The 23,601-nt window shown below is 76.6% G+C and carries 20 protein-coding genes; 10 read left to right on the forward strand and 10 right to left on the reverse strand.

Annotation, left to right across the window (positions count from 1 at the left end; translation table 11 throughout):
- Window positions 1–102: 102 nt before the first annotated feature.
- From ACI782_RS11460 to ACI782_RS11480, 5 genes are all read right to left on the reverse strand, one after another.
- Window positions 103–297: a DUF6186 family protein gene (locus ACI782_RS11460; RefSeq protein ID WP_456909186.1), complete on the reverse strand. Its 195-nt coding sequence runs from the start codon at window positions 295–297 to the stop codon at window positions 103–105.
- The gene (locus ACI782_RS11465) at window positions 294–674 is read right to left on the reverse strand and encodes a hypothetical protein (protein WP_456909188.1); all 381 of its coding nucleotides are present in this window, start codon (window positions 672–674) and stop codon (window positions 294–296) included. Before ACI782_RS11465 ends, ACI782_RS11460 begins: the two co-directional genes overlap by 4 nt.
- 87 nt (window positions 675–761) lie before the next feature.
- Window positions 762–1,058 carry a hypothetical protein gene (locus tag ACI782_RS11470; protein WP_456909190.1) on the reverse strand — a complete coding sequence of 99 codons (297 nt, stop codon included), beginning with the start codon at window positions 1,056–1,058 and terminating at the stop codon, window positions 762–764.
- Window positions 1,059–1,078: 20 nt separating this feature from the next.
- Window positions 1,079–2,419, reverse strand: coding sequence for a flavin monoamine oxidase family protein (locus ACI782_RS11475; RefSeq protein WP_456909192.1), 1,341 nt, complete (start codon window positions 2,417–2,419; stop codon window positions 1,079–1,081).
- 31 nt (window positions 2,420–2,450) lie between these two features.
- A complete protein-coding gene (locus tag ACI782_RS11480) occupies window positions 2,451–3,947 on the reverse strand; it encodes an APC family permease (protein WP_456909194.1) in 1,497 nt (498 codons plus the stop codon).
- Between the two features lie 254 nt (window positions 3,948–4,201).
- Here ACI782_RS11480 and ACI782_RS11485 point away from each other — a divergent pair, with 254 nt between their 5' ends.
- From ACI782_RS11485 to ACI782_RS11495, 3 genes are read left to right on the forward strand one after another with little or no spacing between them, the layout of a single operon-like run.
- Complete coding sequence (locus ACI782_RS11485; RefSeq protein ID WP_456909196.1) at window positions 4,202–4,798, forward strand: TetR/AcrR family transcriptional regulator; 597 nt, start codon at window positions 4,202–4,204, stop codon at window positions 4,796–4,798.
- A 55-nt stretch (window positions 4,799–4,853) separates the two neighbouring features.
- Window positions 4,854–6,809, forward strand: a complete 1,956-nt coding sequence (locus ACI782_RS11490) for a DUF7846 domain-containing protein (RefSeq protein WP_456909198.1) — start codon at window positions 4,854–4,856, stop codon at window positions 6,807–6,809.
- A 36-nt stretch (window positions 6,810–6,845) separates the two neighbouring features.
- Window positions 6,846–8,081 carry a cation:proton antiporter gene (locus tag ACI782_RS11495; RefSeq protein WP_456909200.1) on the forward strand — a complete coding sequence of 412 codons (1,236 nt, stop codon included), beginning with the start codon at window positions 6,846–6,848 and terminating at the stop codon, window positions 8,079–8,081.
- Here the strand turns inward: ACI782_RS11495 and ACI782_RS11500 are convergent.
- The 3 genes from ACI782_RS11500 to ACI782_RS11510 are packed head-to-tail and all read right to left on the reverse strand — an operon-like array spanning window position 8,000 to window position 9,940.
- Window positions 8,000–8,608, reverse strand: a complete 609-nt coding sequence (locus ACI782_RS11500) for a TMEM175 family protein (RefSeq protein ID WP_456909202.1) — start codon at window positions 8,606–8,608, stop codon at window positions 8,000–8,002. The two genes, ACI782_RS11495 and ACI782_RS11500, sit on opposite strands and share 82 nt — an antisense overlap.
- Before the next feature lie 27 nt (window positions 8,609–8,635).
- Entirely contained in the window at window positions 8,636–9,130 is a 495-nt protein-coding gene (locus ACI782_RS11505; protein ID WP_456909204.1) for a hypothetical protein, read from the reverse strand.
- A 51-nt stretch (window positions 9,131–9,181) separates the two neighbouring features.
- The gene (locus tag ACI782_RS11510; RefSeq protein WP_456909206.1) at window positions 9,182–9,940 is read right to left on the reverse strand and encodes a hypothetical protein; all 759 of its coding nucleotides are present in this window, start codon (window positions 9,938–9,940) and stop codon (window positions 9,182–9,184) included.
- A gap of 150 nt (window positions 9,941–10,090) precedes the next feature.
- On the opposite strand from ACI782_RS11510, the gene ACI782_RS11515 reads away from it, so the two are divergent.
- Window positions 10,091–10,606, forward strand: coding sequence for a copper chaperone PCu(A)C (locus tag ACI782_RS11515; RefSeq protein WP_456909208.1), 516 nt, complete (start codon window positions 10,091–10,093; stop codon window positions 10,604–10,606).
- On the opposite strand, the gene ACI782_RS11520 is transcribed toward ACI782_RS11515, so the two are convergent.
- Window positions 10,603–11,622, reverse strand: coding sequence for an LLM class flavin-dependent oxidoreductase (locus ACI782_RS11520; RefSeq protein WP_456909210.1), 1,020 nt, complete (start codon window positions 11,620–11,622; stop codon window positions 10,603–10,605). The genes ACI782_RS11515 and ACI782_RS11520 overlap by 4 nt on opposite strands.
- Before the next feature lie 428 nt (window positions 11,623–12,050).
- Between ACI782_RS11520 and ACI782_RS11525 the strand changes: the two genes are divergently transcribed.
- From ACI782_RS11525 to ACI782_RS11545, 5 genes are all read left to right on the forward strand, one after another.
- Window positions 12,051–13,445, forward strand: a complete 1,395-nt coding sequence (locus tag ACI782_RS11525; protein WP_456909212.1) for a ferredoxin reductase family protein — start codon at window positions 12,051–12,053, stop codon at window positions 13,443–13,445.
- Window positions 13,446–13,612: 167 nt separating this feature from the next.
- Entirely contained in the window at window positions 13,613–15,478 is a 1,866-nt protein-coding gene (gene ggt, locus ACI782_RS11530) for a gamma-glutamyltransferase (protein ID WP_456909214.1), read from the forward strand.
- A gap of 76 nt (window positions 15,479–15,554) precedes the next feature.
- Complete coding sequence (locus ACI782_RS11535; protein ID WP_456909216.1) at window positions 15,555–16,673, forward strand: alpha/beta fold hydrolase; 1,119 nt, start codon at window positions 15,555–15,557, stop codon at window positions 16,671–16,673.
- Between the two features lie 371 nt (window positions 16,674–17,044).
- Window positions 17,045–17,449, forward strand: coding sequence for a DUF6221 family protein (locus ACI782_RS11540; RefSeq protein ID WP_456909218.1), 405 nt, complete (start codon window positions 17,045–17,047; stop codon window positions 17,447–17,449).
- A 244-nt stretch (window positions 17,450–17,693) separates the two neighbouring features.
- Window positions 17,694–19,748, forward strand: a complete 2,055-nt coding sequence (locus ACI782_RS11545) for a lytic murein transglycosylase (protein WP_456909220.1) — start codon at window positions 17,694–17,696, stop codon at window positions 19,746–19,748.
- Window positions 19,749–19,871: 123 nt separating this feature from the next.
- Here the strand turns inward: ACI782_RS11545 and ACI782_RS11550 are convergent, their stop codons facing one another.
- Entirely contained in the window at window positions 19,872–20,618 is a 747-nt protein-coding gene (locus ACI782_RS11550; protein WP_456909222.1) for an SDR family oxidoreductase, read from the reverse strand.
- Between the two features lie 104 nt (window positions 20,619–20,722).
- Here ACI782_RS11550 and ACI782_RS11555 point away from each other — a divergent pair, with 104 nt between their 5' ends.
- Window positions 20,723–23,440 (forward strand): PEP/pyruvate-binding domain-containing protein, encoded by a 2,718-nt coding sequence (locus ACI782_RS11555; RefSeq protein WP_456909224.1) that lies wholly within the window; start codon window positions 20,723–20,725, stop codon window positions 23,438–23,440.
- The last annotated feature ends 161 nt before the right edge of the window (window positions 23,441–23,601 follow it).

The raw sequence follows: 23,601 nt of genomic DNA on the forward strand, positions 1-23,601 counted from the left end.
TAGCGCGCGGAGCCAGCATGTCGGGTGCTCAGCGGGCGAGGAAGTGTGCGTCCGGACACAGCGGCGCCCGGACCCGCCCGCCGGGCCGGGGAGCGGCGCTGGTCAGCGGGCCAGGAAGTGCACGCCCAGCCACAACCAGACCAGCAGGACGGTCACCCTCCCGGGTGGGGTCCGCATGGCCGCGCCCACCGCGGCGGCGGCCGACGCCCCGACCCCGCGGCGTCCGGCGACCTCCAGGGCGAGCGCCGTGACCAGCAGGACGGCGAGGCCGAGGGCGGCGGCCGCGGTGCCGCTCACGTCCGCCGTCCGGGACGGGCGGCCAGCCAGAGGCCGGCGGCCAGCCAGCCCACGGTCGCGGCGGCGCGGGCTCCCGGGTGCGCGAGCACCGGGTCGGCGAGGTCGCTCACCGTCGGCAGGTCGGCGTCGGCCAGCGCGGCTCCCTCCCAGGCGAGCGCCGCGGCCAGCCACGCCAGCCAGGGCAGGCCCCGCGGGCCGACGGGGGCGGCGTCCTCCCCGGCCCGGCGGGCCAGGGCGACCGCGCAGACGGCCAGGCCGGCCGCGCCGACGGCGAGCAGCGCGCCCGGCGACAGCTCCCCGGAGACCGCCACCCCGGCGGCGCACGCGGCGACCCCGCCGGCGCACAGCAGCCGGCCGAGCCGGGGGGTGAGGGCCACGCGTCCATGCTGACCCGGCCGGACGTGCCGGCGCCCGGGCTCCCGGATGTCGTCTCCGAGTGCCCGGGCGCCGGGTCGGGTGCCGGGTCAGCCGACGGGCATCCAGGCCATGTCGATGGAGACGACGTCGCTGACGGCGGCCATCCGCAGGAACTGGGGCAGGTCGGCGGCCGTCGCGTTGGCCGCCTCGGCCTGCTCGACGCTGTCGTAGATCCAGACGTCGGTCCACAGGCCGTCCTCGCCCCTGGCGATGACGGGCGCGGCGACGAAGCCGGGGATGGCGGCGGCGACGGCGGCCACCGCGCCGGGGCGGCTGGCCAGGAACTCCTCCTCCCGGCCGTCGTGGACGCGGACGTGGACGAACTCGACGAGGTGCTGGGTCACGATGATCTCCTCCGGGTGGGTCAGGACTGGACGAGGGCGGTCGGAGGCAGTGCCTCGACCGAGGTCAGGAGTTCGTGGACGGTCCGGCCGGCGCGCAGGCCGCTCTCGATGGCGCCGTCGATGAACCCGGCCCAGCCGTCGGCGTAGTCCGAGCCGGCGAGCACGACGCGGCCCTCGGGGCGCTGCAGTTCCACGAGGGCCCCGGTGAGCTGGCCGGCCCGCTGCATGGGCCAGGTCTCGCCGGAGAGGTCGTCGGCGACCCAGTCGTGGCTGGCGACGTCGAGGACCTCGACGTCGGGCAGCCAGGCGCGCAGCGCCTCCTGGACGGCGGCGCGGTCGGTGCCGTCGAGCCGCTCGCTGACCGAGCCGAAGGCGACGACGAGGGTCTCGCCGTCCCCGACGTGCTCGACCTGGCACAGCGTCAGCGGCGCGGAGCCGGGGGCGAGGGCGACGAACGGCTCGTACTCGCCGCGCAGCCGCGCCCACACCTTGACCCCCTGCGAGGCCTGGCCCTGGTGGGCGGCCCGGCGCTTGCCCTCCGACAGCGGCGGGTCGAACGTCACCGAGTCGAGCACGTTCAGCGGGAGCGTCACGACCACCGCGGCCGCGGTCAGGGTGGCGCCGTCCGCGAGCGTGACGGCGGCCCCGGCGTCGTCTTGCCTGACCGCGGTGACGCGGGTGCCGGTGCGGATCTCCACGCCGGCGTCGCCTGCGATCGCCTCGACGAGGCGGCGCGTGCCGCCGACGACCTTGTAGGTGGCGCAGGCCTCGAACATCAGCTGCCAGCTGCCGCCGGCGAGGGCGCACCAGCGCAGCCCCTGCGTGTAGGCGCCGTCCTCGGTGCGGCCGGAGAGGTTGGTCGCCCACATGCCCTCGACGGCGTCGAACTCCTCGGGGCCGAGGCCGAGCTGCTCCAGCTTCTGCCGCACGGTGAGGCCGTCGACCTCGGCGAGCCGGTCGCCGGTGAGCAGCGGCCGGTAGGGCTGCGGGAAGCGGTCGAGCGCCTCGGCGGTGCTGGCGGTCATGCCGCGGTCGATGAGGCCGAGCAGGTCCTCGGCCGTGCCGCTGTGCAGGGTGCCGCCGCTGATCCAGTGGCCGCGGACGGGGGCGGGGGAGGGGGTGACGCCGATGCCGTAGCGGGTCAGCTCGGCCCAGGTGTGCGGCTGGACCCAGTGCACCCAGGTGCCGCCCATCTCCAGGTCGCGCCCGAGCCGGGTGTCGGTCCAGGTGCGGCCGCCGATGCGGTCGCGTGCCTCGAGGACCAGGACGCGGTGGCCCTGGCGGCGCAGCTCGCGGGCGGCGGTGACGCCGGCGAAGCCGGCGCCGACGACGATCACGTCGGTGTCGTGGGGGGTGGGCATGGTCGCTCCTCGGGGTGTCGTGGGGACGTGGTCAGGCGGTGGGGGAGAGCCCGGCGGAGGGCGGGGGGACGGTCGCCGTCCCCGGCGCGGCCGGGCGCCGGCGCACCGACTCCAGGGCCACGCCGAGGAGCAGCACCAGCGGGACGGAGAGCACCAGCGGCACGGCGGTGCCGGCGGAGCCGCCGATCAGCAGGGTGAAGTTGGTCAGCACCAGCGCGGCCAGCGCGGCGATCGCGACGGCGGCCAGCACCGGCGCGACCAGCGTCTGCCACGGCCGAGTGTCCAGCCGGGTGCGGCGGAAGAAGACGACCACGGCGACGGACGTGAGGAAGTAGAGGACCACCAGGCCGAGGACGGCCACGCCGCTGAACCAGGCGAACAGGGTGAGCACCGGGTCCAGGCCGAGGACCGCGAAGGGCATGACCAGCAGCAGGGCGAGTCCGGTCTGCAGGGCGCTGGCGACGAACGGCGCCCCCTGCCGCGTCGTCCGGGAGACCACCGACGGCAGCGCCCCGCCCTCGCCGAGCGAGTGCACGTAGCGGTTGGAGGCGTTGTGGAAGGCGAGGATGCCGGCGAGCAGGGACGTCGCCAGCAGGACGCTGCCGGCCTCGGCCGCCCACGGACCCAGGGCGTCGGAGATGGCCGCGAACAGCAGCACCGTGCCGTCACCGGACTCCAGCGCGCTCCCGGCGGCAGCGACGACCTGGTCGGCGCCGTAGGAGCTGACCACCATCCAGGAGACGAAGGCGAAGAACAGCGCGATGACCCCGACGGCCAGGTAGGTCGCCCGCGGCACGGTGCGGGCGGGGTCCTTGGCCTCCGCCGCGTAGATCGCCGTGGACTCGAAGCCGAACATCGACGCGATGCCGAACGTCAGCGCGATGCCGGGCGCGCCGGCCAGCAGCGCGGACGGCGCGAAGCTGGCGCCGGCGTCCAGGCCCTGCGGCCCGCCGCCGGTGAGGAGGGTGACCAGCGCGAACGCCAGCAGGATCGACATCTCCGCGGCGACGAGCAGCCCGAGGAACCGGGTGCCGAGGTCGATGTCCAGCGACCCGAGCACCTGCACCAGCGCCATCGTGACCAGCGCGCAGGCCCACCACGGCGGGGCGACGCCCAGGTACGTGCCGGCCAGGGTGGACACGATCACGCCGTAGAGGCCGTACATGCAGGCCTGCACGGTGTTGTACGACCACAGCGCGAGCAGCGCCGACCCGGTGCCCAGCCGGCGCCCGAGCCCCGCGCCGATGTAGGCGTAGAAGGCGCCCTCGGCGGTGACGTGCCGGCTCATCGCGATGAAGCCCACCGCGAACAGCGCGATCACCAGGCCGACGACGAGGTACGCCGCCGGTGCGCCGGCACCGTTGCCGAGCGCGACGGCCAGCGGCAGCGCGCCGCCGATGCCGGTCAGCGGCGCCTGGGCCGACAGGACGAAGAACAGGATGCCGACGACGCCGATGGCGCCGCGCCTGAGCTGGCGGTTGCCGCTCCGCTCCTCGGTGGGAGGGGCGGCGGACGTGGTGGGGGACATGGTCGCTCCGGGGGACGGCGGCGGGGGTCCGTGCGAGGCGGTGCGGGAGGAGTCGGAACTGCGGTGCCGAGTTGCGGCCCAGAAAACTGGTCAAGTGGACAGTTGTGACCGTCGGCACAGAGGGTGCCGCATCCCGGCAAACTGGTCAAGTGGTCAGTTCTGCGGGACCATGGGACGCAGGAGTGCGGCCGGCGCGGGGTCCTGCCCGCCGGTCCGGGCCTGCGTACGGTCGAGACATCGAGGAACGGGGCGGCATGACAGCACCAGGGACGGCGACCCCGGACGCGCGACCGGCACCGGGCTACGGGGAGGGGCGGCGGGCGCTGCTGGCCGCGGCCGTGCACGTGGTGGCCACCCGCGGGCTGCGGCACCTGACCTACCGGGCGGTGGCCCAGGAGGCGCGCGTCGCCCACGGGCTCGTGGCCCACCACTTCGGCACCCGCGACGCGCTGCTGGCGGCCGCCCTGGAGTTCTCCCTCGCCAACAGCGTGGGCTCGATCAGCACCGAGCCGGGCAGCGGCGACCTCGACGCCCTGTTCGCCGGCGTCGTGGAGATGGTCCGGGCCAACCCCGACGACCAGGCGTTCCAGTACGAGCTCATCCTCGAGGCGCGCCGGCGGCCGGAGCTGCGCCCGCAGGTCGAGCAGGTCTACGCGACGTACCGGCAGGCCCTGCGCGCCGAGCTGGAGGCCGCGGGCATCGCCGCCGACGACGCCCTCGTGCACCTGGTCTTCGCCGCCGTCGACGGCCTGGTGTTCCAGCAGGTCTGTCTCGACGACCCCGCCGCGGCCCAGGCCGGGGTGCAACGGCTGCGCACCCTCCTCCAGCCGCTCACCCGGTCGGGGCGCTGACCGCCACGAGCGGTCGGGTGGGGGAGCCGCGCCCGCGCTCCTAGACTCCGGCGGGATGGGGAACGCGAGGTGGCGCGCCGCCCTCGCCCTCCTGGCCGTCCTGGCCGGCACGGCCGCCGTGCTGGTCAACGGCACGCTGTTCCCGCTGTACTCGCTGAACCGGGACGACTCGGTCTACGTGGCGATGGCCCGCCTGCTGGAGTCCGGCGCGGTGACCCTCCCGGCCGACGCCGACGCCTTCCGCCCCTGGGCGTCGGCGGTGGTGGGGGACCGGGTGGTCCTCAAGTACAGCCCGCCGTGGCCCGCCGTCATCGCGGTCGGCGACCTCCTCACCGGCACCCCGCGCGCCGCGCTCGCGCTGACCGCGGCGGCCACCGTGGTGCTCACGGCGGCGCTCGCCGCCTCGGTGCTCCGGGACCGCTGCGCGGGGCTGGTCGCGGGGGCGCTCCTGCTGCTGTCGCCGGTCTTCCTCGTGCAGGCCGGCACCTACCTGCCCTATCTGTTCCAGCTGGCGCTCGGCCTCGGGTTCGCCACCCTGTTGCTCAGCGCACTGCGCCGGCGGTCGTCGGGCCGGCTGGTCGCGGCGGGCGCGGTGTGGGGCGCGGCGGCGTTCGCCCGGCCCTTCGACGCGCTGCTGTTCGCGGTGCCGTTCGTCCTGTACGCCCTGGCAGACACCCGGCGGGCGCGCCGGGCCGGGGAGGGCGGGTGGCGCGAGGTCGGCTGCGCCCTCCGGCTGGCCGCCGGCGCCGCGCCGCTGCTGGCGCTGTCGCTGGCCTACAACGCCGTCGTCGTGGGCGGGCCGCTCCGGCTGCCGTTCAGCGTCACCGGGCCACAGGACGGCTTCGGCTTCGGCCGCCGGGGGGTCTTCCCGCAGTCGACCGTCGACTTCACGCCGGCCGACGGCGTGTCCGGCCTGCTCGACAACCTGCGGTGGACGCCGAGCTGGGTGTTCGGCGGCATCGTGCTGGTCGCCGCCGCCGTCCTCGGGCTGGCCCGCACCCGGGGGCCGGAGCGCCGGCCGGTGGCCGCGCTCGCCGTCGTCGTCCCGCTGGGCTACCTGCCGTTCTGGGGGCCCTGGGCGATGAGCTCGCTGTGGCGGGGCGTCGAGCTGTTCGGGCCGTACTACCTGCTGCCGGTCGTGGTCCCGCTGGTGGTGTTCGGCGCCGCGGGCCTGACCTGGCTGGGGCGCCGCGCCGGCGCGGCCCCGCGGGCGCTGACCGCGGGCGTCGTGGCGGCGATGGTGCTGCTCACCGCGCTCGCCGTGCCGGACAAGACGGCTTCCCACGCCGCGGTGGGCGACGACCTCCGGGCGGTGCAGCGGTTCGTGGCGGCACAGGGTCTGGACGACGCCGTCCTGCTCCTGCCCCGGCGCGGGGACCTGGGGTTCCTCAGCACGACCCCGTTCCTGGAGAACGACCCCGCGCTCGACCAGCCGGTGCTCTACGCCGAGGAGCGCGGCCCGGGGGACTTCGCGCTGCTGGACCGCTTCCCCGACCGGGCCCTGTACCGGCTGTCGGAGGACCTGCCGCCCGGCGGGGTCACCGGCGGCGACCTGGCGATCGACCGGCTGACCGTGGACGCCGGACCGGAGGTGACCCTGCGGGCCCGGCTGACCAACCCCACCGACCGCCCGGTCGTCGTCGCCACACTGGCCGTCGGGGACACGGTGCTGCGCCGCACCCTCGACCGCGCCTCCACGCGCGGCCGCACCTACGAGGTGGCTTGGACCGTCGCCGCACCCGCGGCGGCGGCGCCGGGCCCCGACGGCGTCCGGCTGCCCGCCGGCGCTCCCACGGGCGAGCTCGCGGTGGGCCTGGACCTGCGCACCGCCGGGGACGGCGACCGGCCGGGCCGCCGCTGGGAGCGCCGGGTGGCCTACCGCTGCCTGGACCGGGGCGCGACCGTCGAGGTGCTCCGTCCGGGGCGCGGGTGGGCCCGCGACGACGCGCCGGGCAGCCCCTGGGTCGAGGCGGGCGCGGACAACCCCGTCGAGGAGCTGCCTACGGGATGATCCGGCCTGCCGGCCGGACCGACGACGGGAGACCGCGTGGACACAGTCCTCGTCGTCGACGACCTGGTGGCCGTCTTCGTCGTGGCGCTGCTCGCACCGGTCGTCGTCGGCCTGCTGCCCCGGATGCCGGTGCCGCAGGTCGTGCTCCTGCTGGCCGGCGGCATCCTCATCGGCCCGTCGGTCCTGGGCCTGAGCTCACCGTCGGGTGTGCAGGTGATCTCCGACGTCGGTCTCGGGTTCGTCTTCCTGCTGGCCGGCTACGAGGTCGACCTGCGGCTGTTCCGGGAGGACGCCGGACGGCGGGCGGTGCTCGCCTGGTCGGTCTCCCTCGTCCTCGCGCTCGGCGTGGTCGGAGTGCTGGCCGCCGCGGGCCTGGTGCGCGCCTTCGTGCCCGTGGCGCTGGCCCTCACCACGACCGCGCTGGGCACGCTGCTGCCGGTGCTGCGCGAGCACGGCCTGCTCGCCGGCCGGCTGGGGCGGTACCTGCTGGCCGCGGGCGGGGTGGGCGAGCTGTTCCCGGTGTTGGCGATCGCGCTGTTCCTCGGCAGCCAGAACCGGTTCACCGCGCTGGCGTCGCTCGGGGCCGTCGGGGTGCTCGCGGCGCTGCTCGCGGGAGCCCGGCGCGCGGTACGGGAGGGCGGGCGGCTGGCCCGGGTGGTGCAGCTGGGCCAGCACGAGACCGCGCAGATCACCCTGCGGGCGACGATCCTGCTGCTCATCGCCCTCATCGCGGTCACCGACGAGTTCCACCTCGACGCGGTGCTGGGCGCCTTCCTCGCCGGCGTCGTCCTACGGCACTGGGTCGGCGGGAAGGCGCCGGTGCTGGAGTCCAAGCTCGACGCCGTCGGCTACGGGTTCTTCATCCCGGTCTTCTTCGTGTACTCCGGGATGAGCTTGAACCTCGCAGCCATCGCCGAGGCGCCGCTGCGGGTGCTGCTGTTCTTCGCGCTGATGCTCGCCTGCCGGGGGCTGCCCGCGCTGGCCGTGTACCGCGGCGTGCTGCCCGCGCGGCAGCGGGTGCAGACCGCCTTGATCACCGCGACCGCGCTGCCGGTCCTGGTGGCGCTGGCCGAGATCGGCCTGCGCAACGGCACCATGCTGCGGGAGAACGCGGCGGCGCTCGTCGGCGCCGGCGTCCTGACCGTGCTGCTGCTGCCGGCGCTGGCCGTCGCCGTGGACCGGCCGGCCGCTCAGCCGGCCGAGCGGGCCGACCGCGCGGGCAGGCGCCGCTCCAACGGCCCGGTGAGGAAGAGCAGGAACAGTCCCAGGTAGTTGACCGCCGGGAACAGCACGCCGAGGAGGAGGGCCACGAGGATGGTCCCGGTCGTGACCAGGCCGGCCACGGGGGGTTGCGGGGGCGTCCCGGCCCGGCGGAGCGGCTCGCGGCGCCAGACCAGCAGGCTCAGCGCCGTCAGGCAGGCCGAGCTGACCGCCATCGTGCCGATGTAGACGGCGACCGCGAGCCGGTCGACCCCGTAGAGGGCCACGACCTGCGTGGCGAAGGGCAGCAGGACGACGGTGAGGATCCAGACGAGGTTCACCCCGACGAACAGCCGGTCGTACGCGCCGACCTGCTCGACCAGCCGGTGGTGCACCAGCCACAGGCGGGCGATGACCGCGAAGCTGAGCAGGAAGGACCAGAACTGGCCGGCGTCCTCGGCCAGCAGGTCGGCGAGGTCGGTGTCCGGCGTCGCGTCGGCCAGGACCTCGACCAGCGGCAGCACCAGCAGCGTGATGGCGATGGCCACCACCGCGTCGAGGAAGGTGATCAGTCGGTCGAGCCCGCGTTCGGTCGCCACCGACCGGAGGCTAGGGGTCCGCGGCGCTCAGCGGTTGATCTCCACGAGCAGCACCCACGCGTTGGCGGTGGCGCCGGCCATCCCCAGGACCACGGCGGCGGCCAGCCAGTACAGCCCGCCTCCGCTGCCCGCCAGCAGCGTCGCCCCGCAGGCGACGAGCGCCGTCGCGGGCACCAGCACGATGACCGCGGGCCCGACCACCCGCCGCTCGCCGGTCGCCCGGTCCGGGCGGCCGCGCAGCAGGGGCGGCAGCGCGCCGGCGGCCAGCAGCAGTCCCGCGCCGCCGATCTCGGCGGCGAGCAGGGCCTCCGGCTGACCCGGGGCGAGTACCAGCACGCCGGCCGCCAGCAGCGCGACGAGCAGGCCGAGGGTCTGCGCGGCGCGGCCCGGGAGGTACGGGAACTCCAGGATGCGCGCCAGGTTGAGCGAGACCGCCACGAAGATCAGCCCGGCGAGCGCGGCGCAGGCACCGACCGTGGCGACGGCGAAGTCCGACCAGGCCTCGGGACGGTAGGCGTCCAAACGTCTCGACCTCCAGACGAGGTGGAGCGGGAAACCGGCTCGCGGGGGCGCTCATCGCTCCGCGTGCGGCGCGCCGACCACGGCCCCCGCGTGGTGCGCGTGGGGCACGTCGGCGAACAGGTCGACCAGCGCGTCCCAGCGGGTCCGCCGTCCCGGCGGGAACCGGGCCTCGGCCCGCCGCTGCCGCGACGACCCGGCCGGGTACCACCGGCGTCCCCAGAAGGAGTGCGGCCGGGCCAGCCGGACCGCGGCCACCGCCGCGACGAGCGGGACGAAGACCCCCACGACGCCCAGCACCGCCCGTCCCTTGAGGATCGCGACGAGGGAGAAGGCGAGGTTGACGGTGACGGTCAGCGCGAGCGGCAGGTCCCCGGGCAGCTGCTGGGCGTCGAACGGGTTGGCGCCGACCAGCAGCAGCGCGCCCACGACCACGGCGATGAGGACGGCGTCGATGGAGCTGCGGCCCTCCTGTGTCCAGTAGACGTCCTCCAGGTGCAGCCACAGCGCGAACTCGTCGAGGGTGAGCGCCGCGCCGACCCCGAACAGCACCGCGAGCACGTTCTGCCCGGCGCCGTCGGGCCGGTAGGTCAGCTCGACCAGGCCGGTGCCGAGCAGCAGGAAGATCCCGTACACCTCGTGGTGCACGTGGACGCCGCCGACGCTGGCGTCCCGGAACGGGCCGCGGCCGGTGCGGATGGCCCGCGTGATGAACCGCGTGGCCAGGAAGGTCACCAGGAACGCGCCGAGCATCCAGGCGACCACGATCCGCCGGCCGGCCAGCGCCGGGAGGAGCTCCAGCTCGATGCTCACGGTGCCACCGCCCTCTCCGAGGTCCCGATGGTGCCGGGCGAGCCGGGGGCGGGACCAGGGGCGGTCGCCCGAGGGACCGGGGTCCCTGGCGGACCGGGTCCGCCGGCGGGAGGGTCCGCGCAACGCCCGCGCCCGCGGAGGGAGAGCCCCGTGCGACAGCCCCGACCGCCCCGCCCCGCCCGCCGGGTCGCCGCCGTCGCCGCCGGTGTCGCCGGCGTCCTGGTGCTGGCCGGCTGCGACGCGGGCAACGACGCCGAGACCATCCAGGAGACCCCCGACGCCGCCGGCGTCGACGGCACGGTCGGCGCCGTCTCGGTGGACGACGTCTTCCTCGACGCCGAGGACACCGTCGAGGCGGGGGCCTCCGTGGCGCTGCGCGGGGTGTTCACGAACGACGCCGAGGAGGCCGACCGGCTGGTCGGGGTGTCGACACCGGCCGCGGAGTCGGTCGCGCTGCTCGACGAGTCCGGGCAGGTCAGCGCCGACGGCATCGAGCTGCCGGCCGGCGGTCAGGTGGACGCGGTCACCGGCGCCGTGCGGGTGCAGCTGGAGGGCGTGACCGGACCGATCGCGCCGACCGACACCGTGCGGGTCACCTTCACCTTCGAGACCGCCGGGGACGTGGGGCTCGACGTGCCGGTCGCCCCCGGGCCCGACCCCGACTAGGTCGCCGCCGGCCGCCAGCCCAGCGCCGGGCCGAGGCGGGTGGCGATGTCGGTGAGGATCTGCTCGTAGTCCTCGTCGGCGAGGCTGAACGGCAGGGCGAACACCACCTCGGCGACCTCCCGGAAGCCGGCGTGCGCGTACAGCGCCTCGGCGATCTGCTCGGAGGGGCCCAGCAGGTCGCGGGCGAACAGCAGCCGGGCCGGCCCCTGCGGCGTCGCCGTCCGCGGGGTGCGGGCCGCGACGTAGGCGGCGTAGCGCTCCCGCTGGGCGGCGGTGGCGCTGTCCGTGGGGATGACCACCAGGCCCTGAGACACCCGCCCGGCGGGGTGCGCGGCCCGGAACTCCCGGATCTGCGCGGCCTGGATCGCGGCGAAGTCCGTCGGCCCGTCCTCGGCCTTGACCACGCTCGACGTCAGGAGGTTCACCCGCTGCTCGCCGGCCCAGCGGGCCGAGCCGAGGCTGCCGCCGCCGTACCACATCCGTGACCGCAGCCCGGGGGAGTGCGGCTGCACCCGGTCGGAGAACTCCTCGACCACGCCCTCGCGCCCGGCGAAGGTGCTGGCCCGCTCGCCGGCGACCAGCCGCAGCAGCCGGGAGACCCGCTCGTAGGAGAAGTCCTCCGCGTCGGCGGTGTCCGGGTAGAGCGCGTCCCGGACGTCGTCCCAGTGCATCGGCGGGCCGACGCTGACGCCGGGGTTGAGCCGCCCACCGGAGAGGACGTCGACGGTGGCGAGGTCCTCGGCCAGCCGGAGCGGGTTCTCCCAGGCCAGCGGGATGACCGCGGTGCCCAGCTCGATGCGGCGGGTGCGCTGGGTGGCGGCGGCCAGGACGGCGACCGGCGAGGAGATGCCGTACTGCAGGTGCCGGTTGCGCACCCAGGCGCTGTCGAAGCCGAGCCGCTCGCCGAGCTCGACCACCCGCAGCGTCGTCTCGTGCCCCGGGCCGGGGTCATCGCCGTCGAAGGTGCCGATGGTGAGGAAGCCCAGCTTCGCCAGCGGGACCGAGGGGTTCGGCATGTCGCCGATCATGGCCGAGCCCGGATCCTGCTCCGCGCCCTGGCAGATGTCGACGAACCGCGGGTCGACTCCACGGCAGCGCGGCTGCCGCGGCCGGCGCGACACGCCGAGGGGGCGGCACGCCGAGGACAACCCCCTGTGACGGAACAAATACGCGCCGCTGACCAGCGGAACTTCCCCGTGACCGCTCCAGCGGCTTGACGACCGGGGGTCGCCCTCACCTACCGTCCTTCCTCGAACACCCCCCGTGAGCGGATCCGGCCGGCTGCCGGCCGCGCGTCCTCGGACGTCCGGCGGGGCGGTGTCCGCGGCACGCGCCTGCCGCCCGGGTCGGACGGTGACCCGGGGCGCGCCCGCGGGGACCTTCCGGGAGTACACCTCATGCACCACCCCTGTGACCACCTCCGGGTGCGTCGGGCGGGCCGGCCGTGACCGCGGTCCTGGAGCGGGTCACCGCCGAGCACGCCGCCGTCGTCCCCGCCGTCCCGCGGTCCCGGCGGGCCCCCTCGGGCGATGGCCGGGCCGTGTTCTGGCTCGCCGTCCACGTGGTGGTCGCGCTGGCCCCGCTCGCGCTGTCGTTCACCGAGGTCCGGCCGGGCCGCGGCTTCGCGGTCAACCTGTCGGTCGCCCTGGGCTTCCTCGCGCTGTCGGTGCTCGGGCTGCAGTTCGCCCTGGCGGCCCGCTTCTCCCGGCCCACGGCGCCGATGGGGATCGACTGGGTCCTCCGCTACCACCGGCAGATCTCGTTCCTCGCCGTCGCCGCGGCCTTCGGCCACCCGCTGCTGCTGTTCCTCGCCGAGGAGCGCTACCGGGTGCTGCTCGACGTCGTCAACGCGCCGCTGCGAGCCAAGTGCGCCTGGCTGTCGGTGACCGCCCTGGCCCTGCTGATGGTGACCTCGATCTGGCGGCGGGCGCTGCGGCTGAGCTACCCCGTCTGGCACGTGCTGCACTCGGTCCTGGGCGTGACCATCGTGCTGGCCGGCCTGGGGCACGCCTTCCTCGTCGACTACTACCTCAGCGAGCTGTGGATGCGCGTGGCGTGGATCCTCTACGCGGCGCTGTTCCTCTGGCTCGCGGTGTGGGTCCGGGTCGTCAAGCCGCTGCGGCTGTGGCGGCGTCCCTGGCGGGTCGTGGAGCTGTGGCCGGAGCCCGGCGGCAGCGTGACCGTCGGGCTGGAGCAGGCCCACCGGCACCACGGGCGGGACTTCAGCTTCCAGGCGGGCCAGTTCGCCTGGATCATGCCCGGCCGCATGCCCTTCCGGCCGACCTACCACCCCTTCTCGATCTCCTCGAGCGCGCACCGCTCCCGGCTGGAGTTCACGATCAAGCAGGTCGGGGAGTTCACCCAGTCCATCCGCAAGCTGCGCGTCGGCGACACCGTCTACGTGGACGGCCCGCACGGGTCCTTCACGCTCGAGCGCCACCCCGGGATGGGCTTCGTCTTCCTGGCGGCCGGGGTCGGCGTCACCCCGTTCCTCAGCATGCTGGCCACGCTCGCCGACCAGGGGGACCAGCGGCCCGTCTGGCTGTTCCTCGGCAACCGGTCCCAGGACCAGATCACCGGCATCCGCCAGCTGCAGAAGCTGCAGGGGCGGCTCAACCTCACGGTGGTGCACGTCATCAGCCGTCCCACCGACACCTGGCCGGGCGAGCGCGGCCGCATCGACGCCAAGGTGCTGGCCCGCCACCTGCCGCCGCACTTCCGCAACCTGCAGTACTTCATCTGCGCTCGCGAGGAGATGGTCCAAGCCGTCCGCTCCTCGCTCGGCGAGCTCTCCGTGCCCGCCGACCGCGTCCACAGCGAACACTTCGGGATGGTCTGACATGCGCTCCCTCGGAACCACCGCCGCCGCCTGGATCACCAGCTGGGTGATGCTGCTGCTCTGCCTCGTCTGGGCGGTCTTCCAGGTCTGACCGCCGGCGCGCGGATCGGCGGGGCGGGGCGCAGGCTGGGGCCGACCGCGAGAGCCCTCGACCCCGAGGAGTCCCCATGCCGCGTCGCCGGACCACGCTGGTCGCCCTGCCCTGTCTCGCCGCCGGCGTCCTCGCGGCCGCGGGACCGGCCTCCGCCGCCCCGGCGGCGGAGCGCGCACCGCTGGCCGTCGGGACCGGCGGTGCGGTGGCCACCGTCGACCCCGACGCCACCCGGGTCGGGCTGGACGTGCTGGCGGCCGGGGGCAACGCCGCGGACGCCGCGGTGGCGGCGGCCGCCGCGCTCGGGGTGACCGAGCCGTACTCGGCCGGCGTCGGCGGGGGCGGGTTCTTCCTCTACTTCGACGCCGCGACCGGGACGGTCTCCTCCATCGACGGGCGGGAGACCGCGCCGGCGGCCATGGGCCCCGACGCCTTCCTCGACGACGCCGGGCAGCCGCTGCCCCTGCAGGAGGCGGTGCAGAGCGGGCTGTCGGTCGGCACGCCGGGGACGCCGCTCACCTGGGAGCGGGCGCTGGCGGAGTTCGGCACGATCCCGCTGGCCGAGGCGCTCGAGGGGGCGATCGCCCTGGCCGAGGAGGGCTTCGTCGTCGACGAGACCTTCCGGCAGCAGACGGCGGACAACGAGGAGAAGTTCCGCCGGTTCGCCGCCACCGCCGAGCTGTTCCTCCCGGACGGCGCGCTGCCGGAGGTGGGCTCGGTGTTCCGCAACCCGGACCTCGCCGGCACCTACGACCTGCTGGCCGCGAAGGGCGCGGCGGCCTTCGCCGACGGGGAGCTGGCCGCCGAGGTCGTGCGGACCGCGCAGGACCCACCCGAGGCGCCCGGCGCCGCACCGGTGCGCGGCGGCCTGCTCGACGAGGCCGACCTCGCCGCCTACACCGCGCCGGTGCGGACGCCGACCCGCGTGGGGTACCGCGGCCTGGACGTGTACGGGATGGCGCCGCCGTCCAGCGGCGGGACGACGGTCGGCGAGGCGCTGGGCGTCCTCGAGGGCCTCCCGATGAGCTCGCTGCCGAGGGAGTCCGCGCTGTCGGCCTACCTGGACGCGGCCGCGCTGGCCTTCGCCGACCGCAACGCCTACGTGGGCGACCCCGCCGTGGTGGCGGTGCCCACCGACGAGCTGCTCTCCGACGGCTTCGCCGCCGAGCGCGCCTGCGGGCTCGACCCCGCGCGGGCCCTGCCGAAGCCGGTCGCACCCGGCAGCCCGGACGGCGGGTACGGCCCCTGCCCGGCCCCCGCGGGCGAGCCCGTGGCCGCGGGTGCCGAGGGGCCCTCCACCACCCACCTGACCGTCGCCGACGCGGAGGGCAACGTGGCCAGCCACACCCTCACCATCGAGCAGACCGGCGGCAGCGGCATCACCGTCCCCGGCCGGGGGTTCCTGCTCAACAACGAGCTCACCGACTTCACCTTCGCGCAAGCCGACCCGGCGCGACCGGAGCCCAACCTGCCCGGCCCGGGCAAGCGGCCGCGCAGCAGCATGGCACCGACGATCGTGCTGCAGAGCGGCGAGCCGCTGATGGCCCTCGGCTCGCCCGGCGGCGCCACGATCATCACCACGGTGCTGCAGGCACTGGTCAACCGGGTCGACCTCGGCATGGACCTGGCCGAGGCGATCGCCGCGCCGCGGGCCAGCTCGCGCAACGGCGCGGCGGTGGAGGCCGAGCCGGCGTTCCTGGCCGCCTCCGCCGTGGCGCTCGAGGCGCGGGGGCACACCTTCACCGAGGTGCCGGAGATCGGGGCGGCGACCGGCGTCGAGTTCCTCCCCGGCGGGCTGCTCCTCGCCGCCGCCGAGCCGTCGCGCCGGGGCGGCGGCGCCGCGGGGGTCGTCGACGACGTCCTCGGCGCGGCACGACCTCCGCTCGGCTCAGGGGAGGGCGGCGGCGAACCGTTCACCCCCGGCCTGGTCGCTGCCGACTGAGTTCGCACCTCCGGGGGCGTTGTGCCGGTGTGGCGCGGGTCACTACCGTCCCGCCGCACGACCCCCTGGAGGCAACGTGACGACGACGTCCGACCCCGCTCCCACCACGTCCACCCGCGGGCCGGTGCTCCCCGGCCGGCTCGGGGACCCGACCGCCGAGTACCGCACCGATCCCCGGGCCGACCGGCGGCTCCGCGAGGCCCTCGCCGCCCTCGGCATGGACGCGCCCGCCGCGCCCCCGCCGCTCACCCGCGCGGCGCCGATGAGCGCCCAGCTGGAGTTCCTCTCCGGCGCGCACGACGCCTTCGAGGGCCTGTACGCGGCGATCTGCGGCGACCAACCCGGCCGGGACGACGTCGTCCGCAGCCGGCGTTCCGCGCCGGGGCGGAACGGCGACGACATCCCGCTGCACGTCTTCCGGCCGGCCGGCGCGGAGGGGCGGACCCTGCCGGGCCTGGTCTACCTGCACGGCGGCGGCATGACGATCCTGAACTGCGACAACGGCGTGCACACCCGCTGGTGCGAGGACCTCGCCGCGCGCGGGCTGGTGGTCGTCGCCGTCGACTTCCGCAACGCCGGCGGTCCGGCCGGGCACCACCCGTTCCCGGCCGGGCTGGACGACTGCAGCGACGCGGTGGCCTGGATCGACGCGCACCGCACCGACCTCGGGATGTCGACGCTGGTGCTGCAGGGCGAGTCCGGCGGGGCCAACCTGTGCCTGGCGACGACGCTGGCCGCCAAGCGGAACGGGACGCTCGCCGCGATCGCCGGCGTCTACGCCATGGTGCCCTACATCTCCGGGGCCTACGGCTGGACCGAGGAGGAGAAGCTCGCCGAGCTCCCGTCGCTGGTCGAGAACGAGGGCTGGTTCCTCAACACCGCGATGATGGACCTGCTCGTCTCCGGCTACGATCCCGAGGACGCCCACCGGCGCGACCCGCTGGCCTGGCCCTACTTCGCGACCGTCGAGGACCTCACCGGGCTGCCGCCGCACGTCGTCTCGGTCAACGAGCTCGACCCGCTGCGGGACGAGGGCATCGCCTACTACCGCAAGCTCCAGGCGGCCGACGTGCCCTCGACCGGCCGGGTCAACCTCGGGCTGACCCACGGCGCGGACAGCATCTTCAAGAACGCCGTCGGGGACGTCTACGACTCGACCGTCGCCGACATCGCCCGCTTCGCGTCCGCACGCTGAGCGCCGCCGCCGGGCCTTCAGGGGACGACGACCACCGGCCAGCGGCCGGCGCGGACCAGCCGGCGGGACCGACGCCGGAGGCGCAGGCGACGCCGCCCGCGGCGCGGCCGCATCCGCCGTCCGCCCCGGGCGCGCGGACGGCCCGGCGTCCCCCCTCCTGGCGAGCAGCAGCCCGGCGGCCACGACGGCCGCCGCGGTGGCCGCACCCACGGCAGCCAGTGCGCGGCGCGGAGCCCGGTGCGCGGTGACCCGGGCCGGAGGTCGACCCGGGCCGAGGTCGGGGTCCTGGCGTCGGCGAGGCACCAGGACGGCCCCATGGCGTCACCCTCGCGGGCCCTGCGCGGGACTCCGTCCGGCGGCAGGATGGGGCCGTGGACGCGGAGTCGGGCCTGGAGCCGGACCGGGAACCCAACCTCGACGAGTTCGTGCTCGCCCGGATCGCCGAGGACAAGCGGATCGCAGCGGACGCCGCCGCGGCGAGCGGGCGGGAGGAGTGGCGCGTCGACGACGCCTCCGGGTCGCCGCAGGGCGGCGCCGAGCACGTCGCCCGGTTCGACCCGGCGCGGGTCCTCGCCGAGTGCGCCGCCCGGCGGCGGCTGGTCCTGGCCTGCCGGGACGCCCGTCCTGACCTGCACTTCCTCGGCGCCCGGCCGCGGGGGATGGCCGACTTCCCGCTCACGCCGACCGACCAGCACCAGCTCGCCGCGCTCACCCTCGCCCTGCTCGCCATGCCCTACGCGGAGCACCACGACTACCAGGACGAGTGGCGGCCGTGAGGTCCGCGCCGGGCCGCTCGCAGTTACGGCTCCGGGACGTTCAGCCCTACGGGTGCGGACCCGGCGGGGGTTGGGTGACACTCGGCAGTGCCAGCCGGTGGTCGGTCGAGGACGGACCCGTGGCCGAGGAGGTGCCGTGACCCGGAACCCCAGTCCGTGGAGAGCCTCCGACCCGCCGCGTCCGGGCGGCTGAGCCGATGCGACGGGGGCGGGTCCGCCGGAACGGTCCTCCGGGATCAGCGGGATGACCGCCGGGAGGGCGCGCAGGTTCCGCTGGGGGAGCGCCGCGGCCGTCGTGGCCGCTGCCCTCGTCGCGACGCCGGCCGCCCACCCGCAGCCCTCGGCCGCGCCGTCCGCGCAGGAGCCGGAACCCGCGCCCCTCGTCGCGCGGACCCAGTTGCTGGGCGCCCCGAGTGCCACGACGCCGTCCACGGCACCGCCCCGGCCGGCTCCCGCCCCACCGCCGCCTCCCGCGCCGCAGCCCCCGCCGCCGTCCCCGGAACCCCCACGGACCGACGCCCCGGCACCCGAGCCGCCGCCCTCGGCGAGGGGACCGGCGTCCCGGCTCGCGGCCGGCGGGATACCGGCCACCGCCCTGGACGCGTACACCGCCGCGGCGGCCGCGAGCCCGGTCCGGTGCCACCTCGACTGGTCACTGATCGCGGCGATCGGGCGGGTCGAGTCCGACCACGGCCGGTTCGCCGGAGCCGTGGTGCACACCGACGGGCGCTCGGCGCCGCCGATCGTCGGTCTGCGGCTGTCCGGTGGACCGGGGACGGCGGTGGTCCTGGACACCGACCGCGGCCGGCTGGACGGCGACCCGCACTTTGACCGCGCCGTCGGGCCGATGCAGTTCATCCCGTCCTCGTGGTCCCGCTACGCGAGCGACGGCGACGGCGACGGCCGGCGCGACCCGTTCGACGTGCACGACGCCGCCGCCGCGGCGGCCCGGTACCTCTGCGCCGCGGGCGGGGACCTCTCCGGGCCTGCGGGGCAGGCGCGGGCGGTGTTCGCGTACAACCACTCGAACTCCTACGTGGCGACCGTCCTCGCGCTCGCCGCCTCCTACGCCGGGACGCCGGTGCCGCGTCTGCCCGTCCCGGTCCCGGAGCCCGCACCACCGATCGAGCCCGCCCACCCCGGCCCGCCGCCCGCCGTCGAGCCGCCACCCGAGCCCGAGGCCCCGGCTCCGGCGCCGGAGGAGCCGCCGACCGACGTGACCGTGCTCGCGGCTCCTCCGGAGTCGCCGCCCGCGCCGGCTCCGGAGGAGCCGCCGGCCGCCCCCGCGCCGGAGACCCCGCCGGCCGAGGCACCGACGGGGACGCCGGCAGAGACGTCGACGGAGGGGACGGCGACCGACGAACCGGCCGCGCCGTCCACCGAGGACGAGACGTCGACCGAGGGCGAGACCTCGACCGGGAGCGAGGCGCCGTCCGAGGAGCCGACCGCGCCGTCGACCGAGGACGAGACGTCGACCGAGGGCGAGACCTCGACCGGGAGCGAGACACCGACCGACGAGCCCACCCAGGAGCCGGCGGACGAGCCGTCCACGCCGCAGGAGACGCCGGCCCCCGGTGAGCCGATCACCCCGGACCCGGAGGCGCCGACGCCGGAGACGCCGTCGGACGAGCCGAGGGCGCCGGCTCCCGACACCGACCCGTCCCAGGAACCGCCGGCGGAGACTCCCCCCGCCGACCCGTCCACGCCCGACGAGCCCACCCCCGCTCCGGAGGAGGCACCGGCCCCGGAGTCGCCGCCGGAGGGGCCGATCACGCCCGACCCGGAGGCGCCGGCGGACGAGCCGACCACGGCACCCGAACCCGCGCCGGTCCCCGAGGCACCCGCACCCGAGGAACCGCCCGCTCCAGAGCAACCACCCACACCCGAGGAACCGCCCGCTCCAGAGCAACCACCCGTACCCGAGGGACCGCCCGCTCCGGAGACCCCCGAGGCGCCGGAGCCGACCGCGGAGACGCCCGCTCCCGACTGCGCCGTCCCCGCGCCGATCGACGTCGTGGACGCCACCGGCACGGACGTCGCGGACGAGGTCGCCGCCGCCCTCGCCGCGGCCGGTCTCCTGGTCGGCAGCGTCACCGAGGAGCCCGCGCGTCCTGCCTCGGCCGTCGAGTACGCCGGCACCCAGAGCGCCCGGGCCCAGCAGGTGGCCGACGTCCTCGGTGTGGCCGCCGGGCCCGCCGCGGTCGACGGCATCACGATCGTGCTCGGCACCGACGACGGGCCGGCGCTCCTCGGCGTCCTCCCGACCCTGCCGCCGCCACCACCGCCGGGCGGCTGCTGAGGGCCTCGGCCGCCGCGGACGAAGGGGTCCACCGGGCCGAGGACGCCGATCGCGGCCTGGACCGCGGCGGCCGCGTCCAGGGCCCGGTCGGACCGTACTGCGCTCCGGTGCCCCGGAACCGGGCTAACCCCGTCCGACGTAGGGCATCCCGGTGGCCAGCACGGTCAGGTTCGCGACGTTGGCGTCCAGCGGCAGGCCGGCCATGTAGACGACGGCCCGCGCGACGTCCTCGACCGCCATCCGCGGCTCGGCCCGGACACTGCCGTCGGCCTGCCGGACGCCGGCCGCCATCCGCTCGGTCATCTCCGTCGCCGCGTTGCCCACGTCGATCTGGCCGCAGGCGATGCGGTACGGCCGGCCGTCCAGGGACGTCGCCTTCGTCAGCCCGGTGACCGCGTGCTTCGTGGCCGTGTACGCGGCCGACAGAGGCCGCGGCACCTGGGCCGAGATGGAGCCGTTGTTGACGATCCGGCCGCCCTGCGGCCGCTGGTCGCGCATGACGCGGAAGGCCTCGCGGGTGCACAGGAACGTGCCGGTGAGGTTCACCGCGACGACCGCCTGCCACACGTCCAGCGGCACGGCGCCGACCTCGGCCTCCGGCGCGGACCGGCCGGCGTTGTTGACCAGCAGGTCCACGCGCCCGTGGGCGGCGACGGTCGCGTCGAACAGCGCCCGCACCGCCCCCTCGTCGGTGACGTCGGTGGGCACCGGGTGCAGCCGCCCGGCCGGACCGCGGCCGGCCACCGCCCGCAGCGGCTCGGGCCGGCGGCCGGCCAGGACCACCCGCCAGCCCGCGTCGGCGAGGGCGAGGGCCGTGGCCGCCCCGATGCCGCTCCCCGCGCCCGTCACCACCGCGATCCCGTCCTGCACCGGTCCTCCCTCGCCTGGGCGTCGGGGGGATCCTGCCTGCCGGAGCGGATCGGGAGTAGCGTCCGCACCTCGCTCCACCGGTGCGGACGGCGGGAGACCACGCGATGGGTGCAGCACCGCAGCAGACCGGCTCCGCGGTGGTCGGCTCCCCGTTCGTGGTGCGGCTGCGGGACCTCGACGCGTCGTCCCTGCCGCTGGCCGGCGGCAAGGCGGCCAACCTCGGCGAGCTGCTCCGCGCGGGGCTGCCGGTGCCCGACGGCTTCTGCGTGACGACGCATGCCTACGACGACCTGGCCGCCGCCGCGGACCTCGCCGACGTCGTCGGTCGGCTGGCCGCCACCCCGGTGGAGGACTCCGCCGTGGCGACCGCGCTGGCCCGCGAGGCCCGGGAGCGCGTCCTGGCCACGCCGATGCCCCGCCCGGTGGCCGAGGCGGTCACCGCCGCGCTGCGCGCGCTCGGGGAGTCCGAGCCGGTGGCGGTCCGGTCGTCGGCCACCGCCGAGGACCTGCCGTCGGCGAGCGCCGCCGGCCAGCAGGACACCTACCTGGGCGTGGTCGGCACCGAGGCCGTCCTCGACGCGGTCCACCGCTGCTGGGCGTCGCTGTTCACCGACCGGGCGGTCGTCTACCGCCTGCGCAACGGGGTCGACCCCGCCGGCGTGCGGCTGGCGGTCGTGGTGCAGCGGATGGTCGACGCCGCGGTGGCCGGCGTGCTGTTCACCGCCGACCCCGTCGCCGGCCATCGCGGGCACACCGTGGTCGACGCCAGCCCGGGGCTGGGCGAGGCCGTGGTCAGCGGCGCGGTCGACCCCGACCACGTCGTGCTCGACAGCGCGACCGCCGAGGTGGTCGAGCAGCGGCTGGGGGACAAGCGCCTGGTCGTCCGCCCCCGGCCCGGCGGCGGCACGGAGACCGTGGAGCGACCGGCGACGACCGAGGCGTGCCTCACCGGCGAGCAGCTGCGCGCGCTGGTCCGGCTGGGCAACCGCGTCCAGGAGCACTACGGCCGGCCGCAGGACACCGAGTGGGCGATCGACGCGGCGGGGACGCTCTGGCTCACCCAGGCCCGCCCGATCACCACCCTGTTCCCGATCCCGGACGGTGACCCGGCCGGCGACGCGCTGCGGGTGTGGTTCTGCCTCAGCCTCGCGCAGGGGCTGACCCGGCCGCTGACGCCGATGGGGCTGGCGGCCGCCCGCGTCCTCGGCTCCTCCGTCGCCCGGCTGTACGGCCACCCCCCGGCCGATCCGGTCGCCGGCCCGCCGCGGGTCCGCGACGCCGCCGGCCGGCTGTTCCTCGACGTCAGCCTGGTCCTGCGCAGCCGCGCCGGCCGGGCGGTCTTCCCCCGGGTCCTCGACGTCATGGAGGCGCGCTCGGCCGCCGTCCTCCGCGGCCTGTTCGACGACCCGCGACTGTCCGTGGTCCACGGGTGGGGGCCCGTCGTCCGGCGGCTGGCCTGGGTGGCGGCGCGGTACGGCGTCCCGCTGCAGGTCGCCCAGGCCGTCGTCCGCCCGGCCGCCGCGCGCCGGCGGCTCGACCGCATCGAGACCCGGCTGCGGGAGCGGCCGCTGCCGGGGGACGGCGCCCCCGGGCGGCAGCGGCTGGACGCCGTCGTGGACCTCCTGGGGCACGCCCTCGGCGACCTGGCGCCGCGGATGGCCCCGCCGCCGGCCACCGGCTTCGCGCTGCTCGGCCTGGCCGGGAAGCTGCTCGGGCCCGACGCGCACCCCGGCGACCTGGCGACGGTCCTGCGCGGGCTGCCGCACAACGTGACCACGGAGATGGACCTCGCGCTGTGGCACCTGGCGTCCGCCGTCCGTGCCGACGCCGACGCCGCCGAGGTGCTGCGTCGGACGCCGCCGCAGGGGCTGGCCGAGCGCTACCGGGACGGCGCCCTGCCGGCGGTGCTGCAGGACGGGTTGCGCGGGTTCCTCGACCGCTACGGGTTCCGCGCCGTGGCCGAGATCGACCTGGGGGTGCCGCGCTGGGCCGACGAACCCACCCACGTCCTCGGCGTGCTCGCCAACTACCTGCGGCTGGAGGACCCGGCCGCCGCCCCCGACGCGGTGTTCGCCCGCAGCGCCGCGGAGGCGGAGGACGCCGTCGCCACGCTCACCGCCCGGGCCCGGCGCCGCGGCCCCGTCCGCGGCCGGGCCGTCGGGGTCGCCCTGGACCGCGCCCGGCAGCTGGCCGGACTGCGCGAGCTGCCCAAGTACGACATCGTCCTGGTGCTCGGCCGGGCCCGGGCACAGCTGCAGGCGGTCGGCGCGGAACTGGCGGCCGGCGGCGTCCTGGACCGGGCGGACGACGTCTTCCTCCTCGACCTGCGCGAGGTCGCCGACGCGCTCGACGGGGTGGACGTGCGGGACGTGGTCGTCGAGCGCCGCCGCGCGTACGAGCGGGAGATGACGCGGCGGCACGTGCCCCGGGTGCTGCTGAGCGACGGGAGCGAGCCGGAGGCCCGGGCGGTGCCCGGGCCGGAGGCGGACGGCGCGCTGCGCGGCACCGCGGCCTCGGCCGGGACGGTCACCGGCCCGGCCCGGGTCGTGCTCGAGCCCACCGGGGCGTTCCTGGCGCCCGGCGAGATCCTGGTGGCGCCCTCCACCGACCCCGGGTGGACGCCGCTGTTCCTCACCGCCGGCGGGCTGGTCATGGAGATGGGCGGGGCCAACTCGCACGGCGCGGTGGTCGCCCGCGAGTACGGCATCCCGGCGGTCGTCGGCGTCCCGGGCGCGACCGCCCGGATCACCACCGGCGAGCAGCTCACCGTCGACGGCGGCCGCGGCCTGGTCACCCCCGCCGCGCCGGAGCCCCCGATGTGACCTCGCGGGTCCCGACCGCGACGACGTCGCGCAACCCCGCACGGTCGAGTGCTCGCGCACGGCCACGACGGCCGCCGCTGCCGGCGTCCAGCTCTCCAGGCGCCAGGCCTCGTCCAGGGCGTCCACCGTGCGCTCGGCGCCTTGGGCCGGGACGAACACCT

It is taken from the genome of Geodermatophilus sp. SYSU D00703, assembly GCF_054050155.1.

Excerpts from the sequence above, each read along its gene's own strand:
- ggt (WP_456909214.1), top strand. The coding sequence starts at position 13,613 with ATGCCGCGTCGCCGGACCACGCTGGTCGCCCTGCCCTGTCTCGCCGCC.
- ACI782_RS11490 (WP_456909198.1), top strand. The coding sequence starts at position 4,854 with ATGGGGAACGCGAGGTGGCGCGCCGCCCTCGCCCTCCTGGCCGTCCTG.
- ACI782_RS11555 (WP_456909224.1), top strand. The coding sequence starts at position 20,723 with ATGGGTGCAGCACCGCAGCAGACCGGCTCCGCGGTGGTCGGCTCCCCG.
- ACI782_RS11485 (WP_456909196.1), top strand. The coding sequence starts at position 4,202 with ATGACAGCACCAGGGACGGCGACCCCGGACGCGCGACCGGCACCGGGC.
- ACI782_RS11480 (WP_456909194.1), bottom strand. The coding sequence starts at position 3,947 with ATGTCCCCCACCACGTCCGCCGCCCCTCCCACCGAGGAGCGGAGCGGC.
- ACI782_RS11545 (WP_456909220.1), top strand. The coding sequence starts at position 17,694 with ATGACCGCCGGGAGGGCGCGCAGGTTCCGCTGGGGGAGCGCCGCGGCC.
- ACI782_RS11475 (WP_456909192.1), bottom strand. The coding sequence starts at position 2,419 with ATGCCCACCCCCCACGACACCGACGTGATCGTCGTCGGCGCCGGCTTC.
- ACI782_RS11520 (WP_456909210.1), bottom strand. The coding sequence starts at position 11,622 with ATGCCGAACCCCTCGGTCCCGCTGGCGAAGCTGGGCTTCCTCACCATC.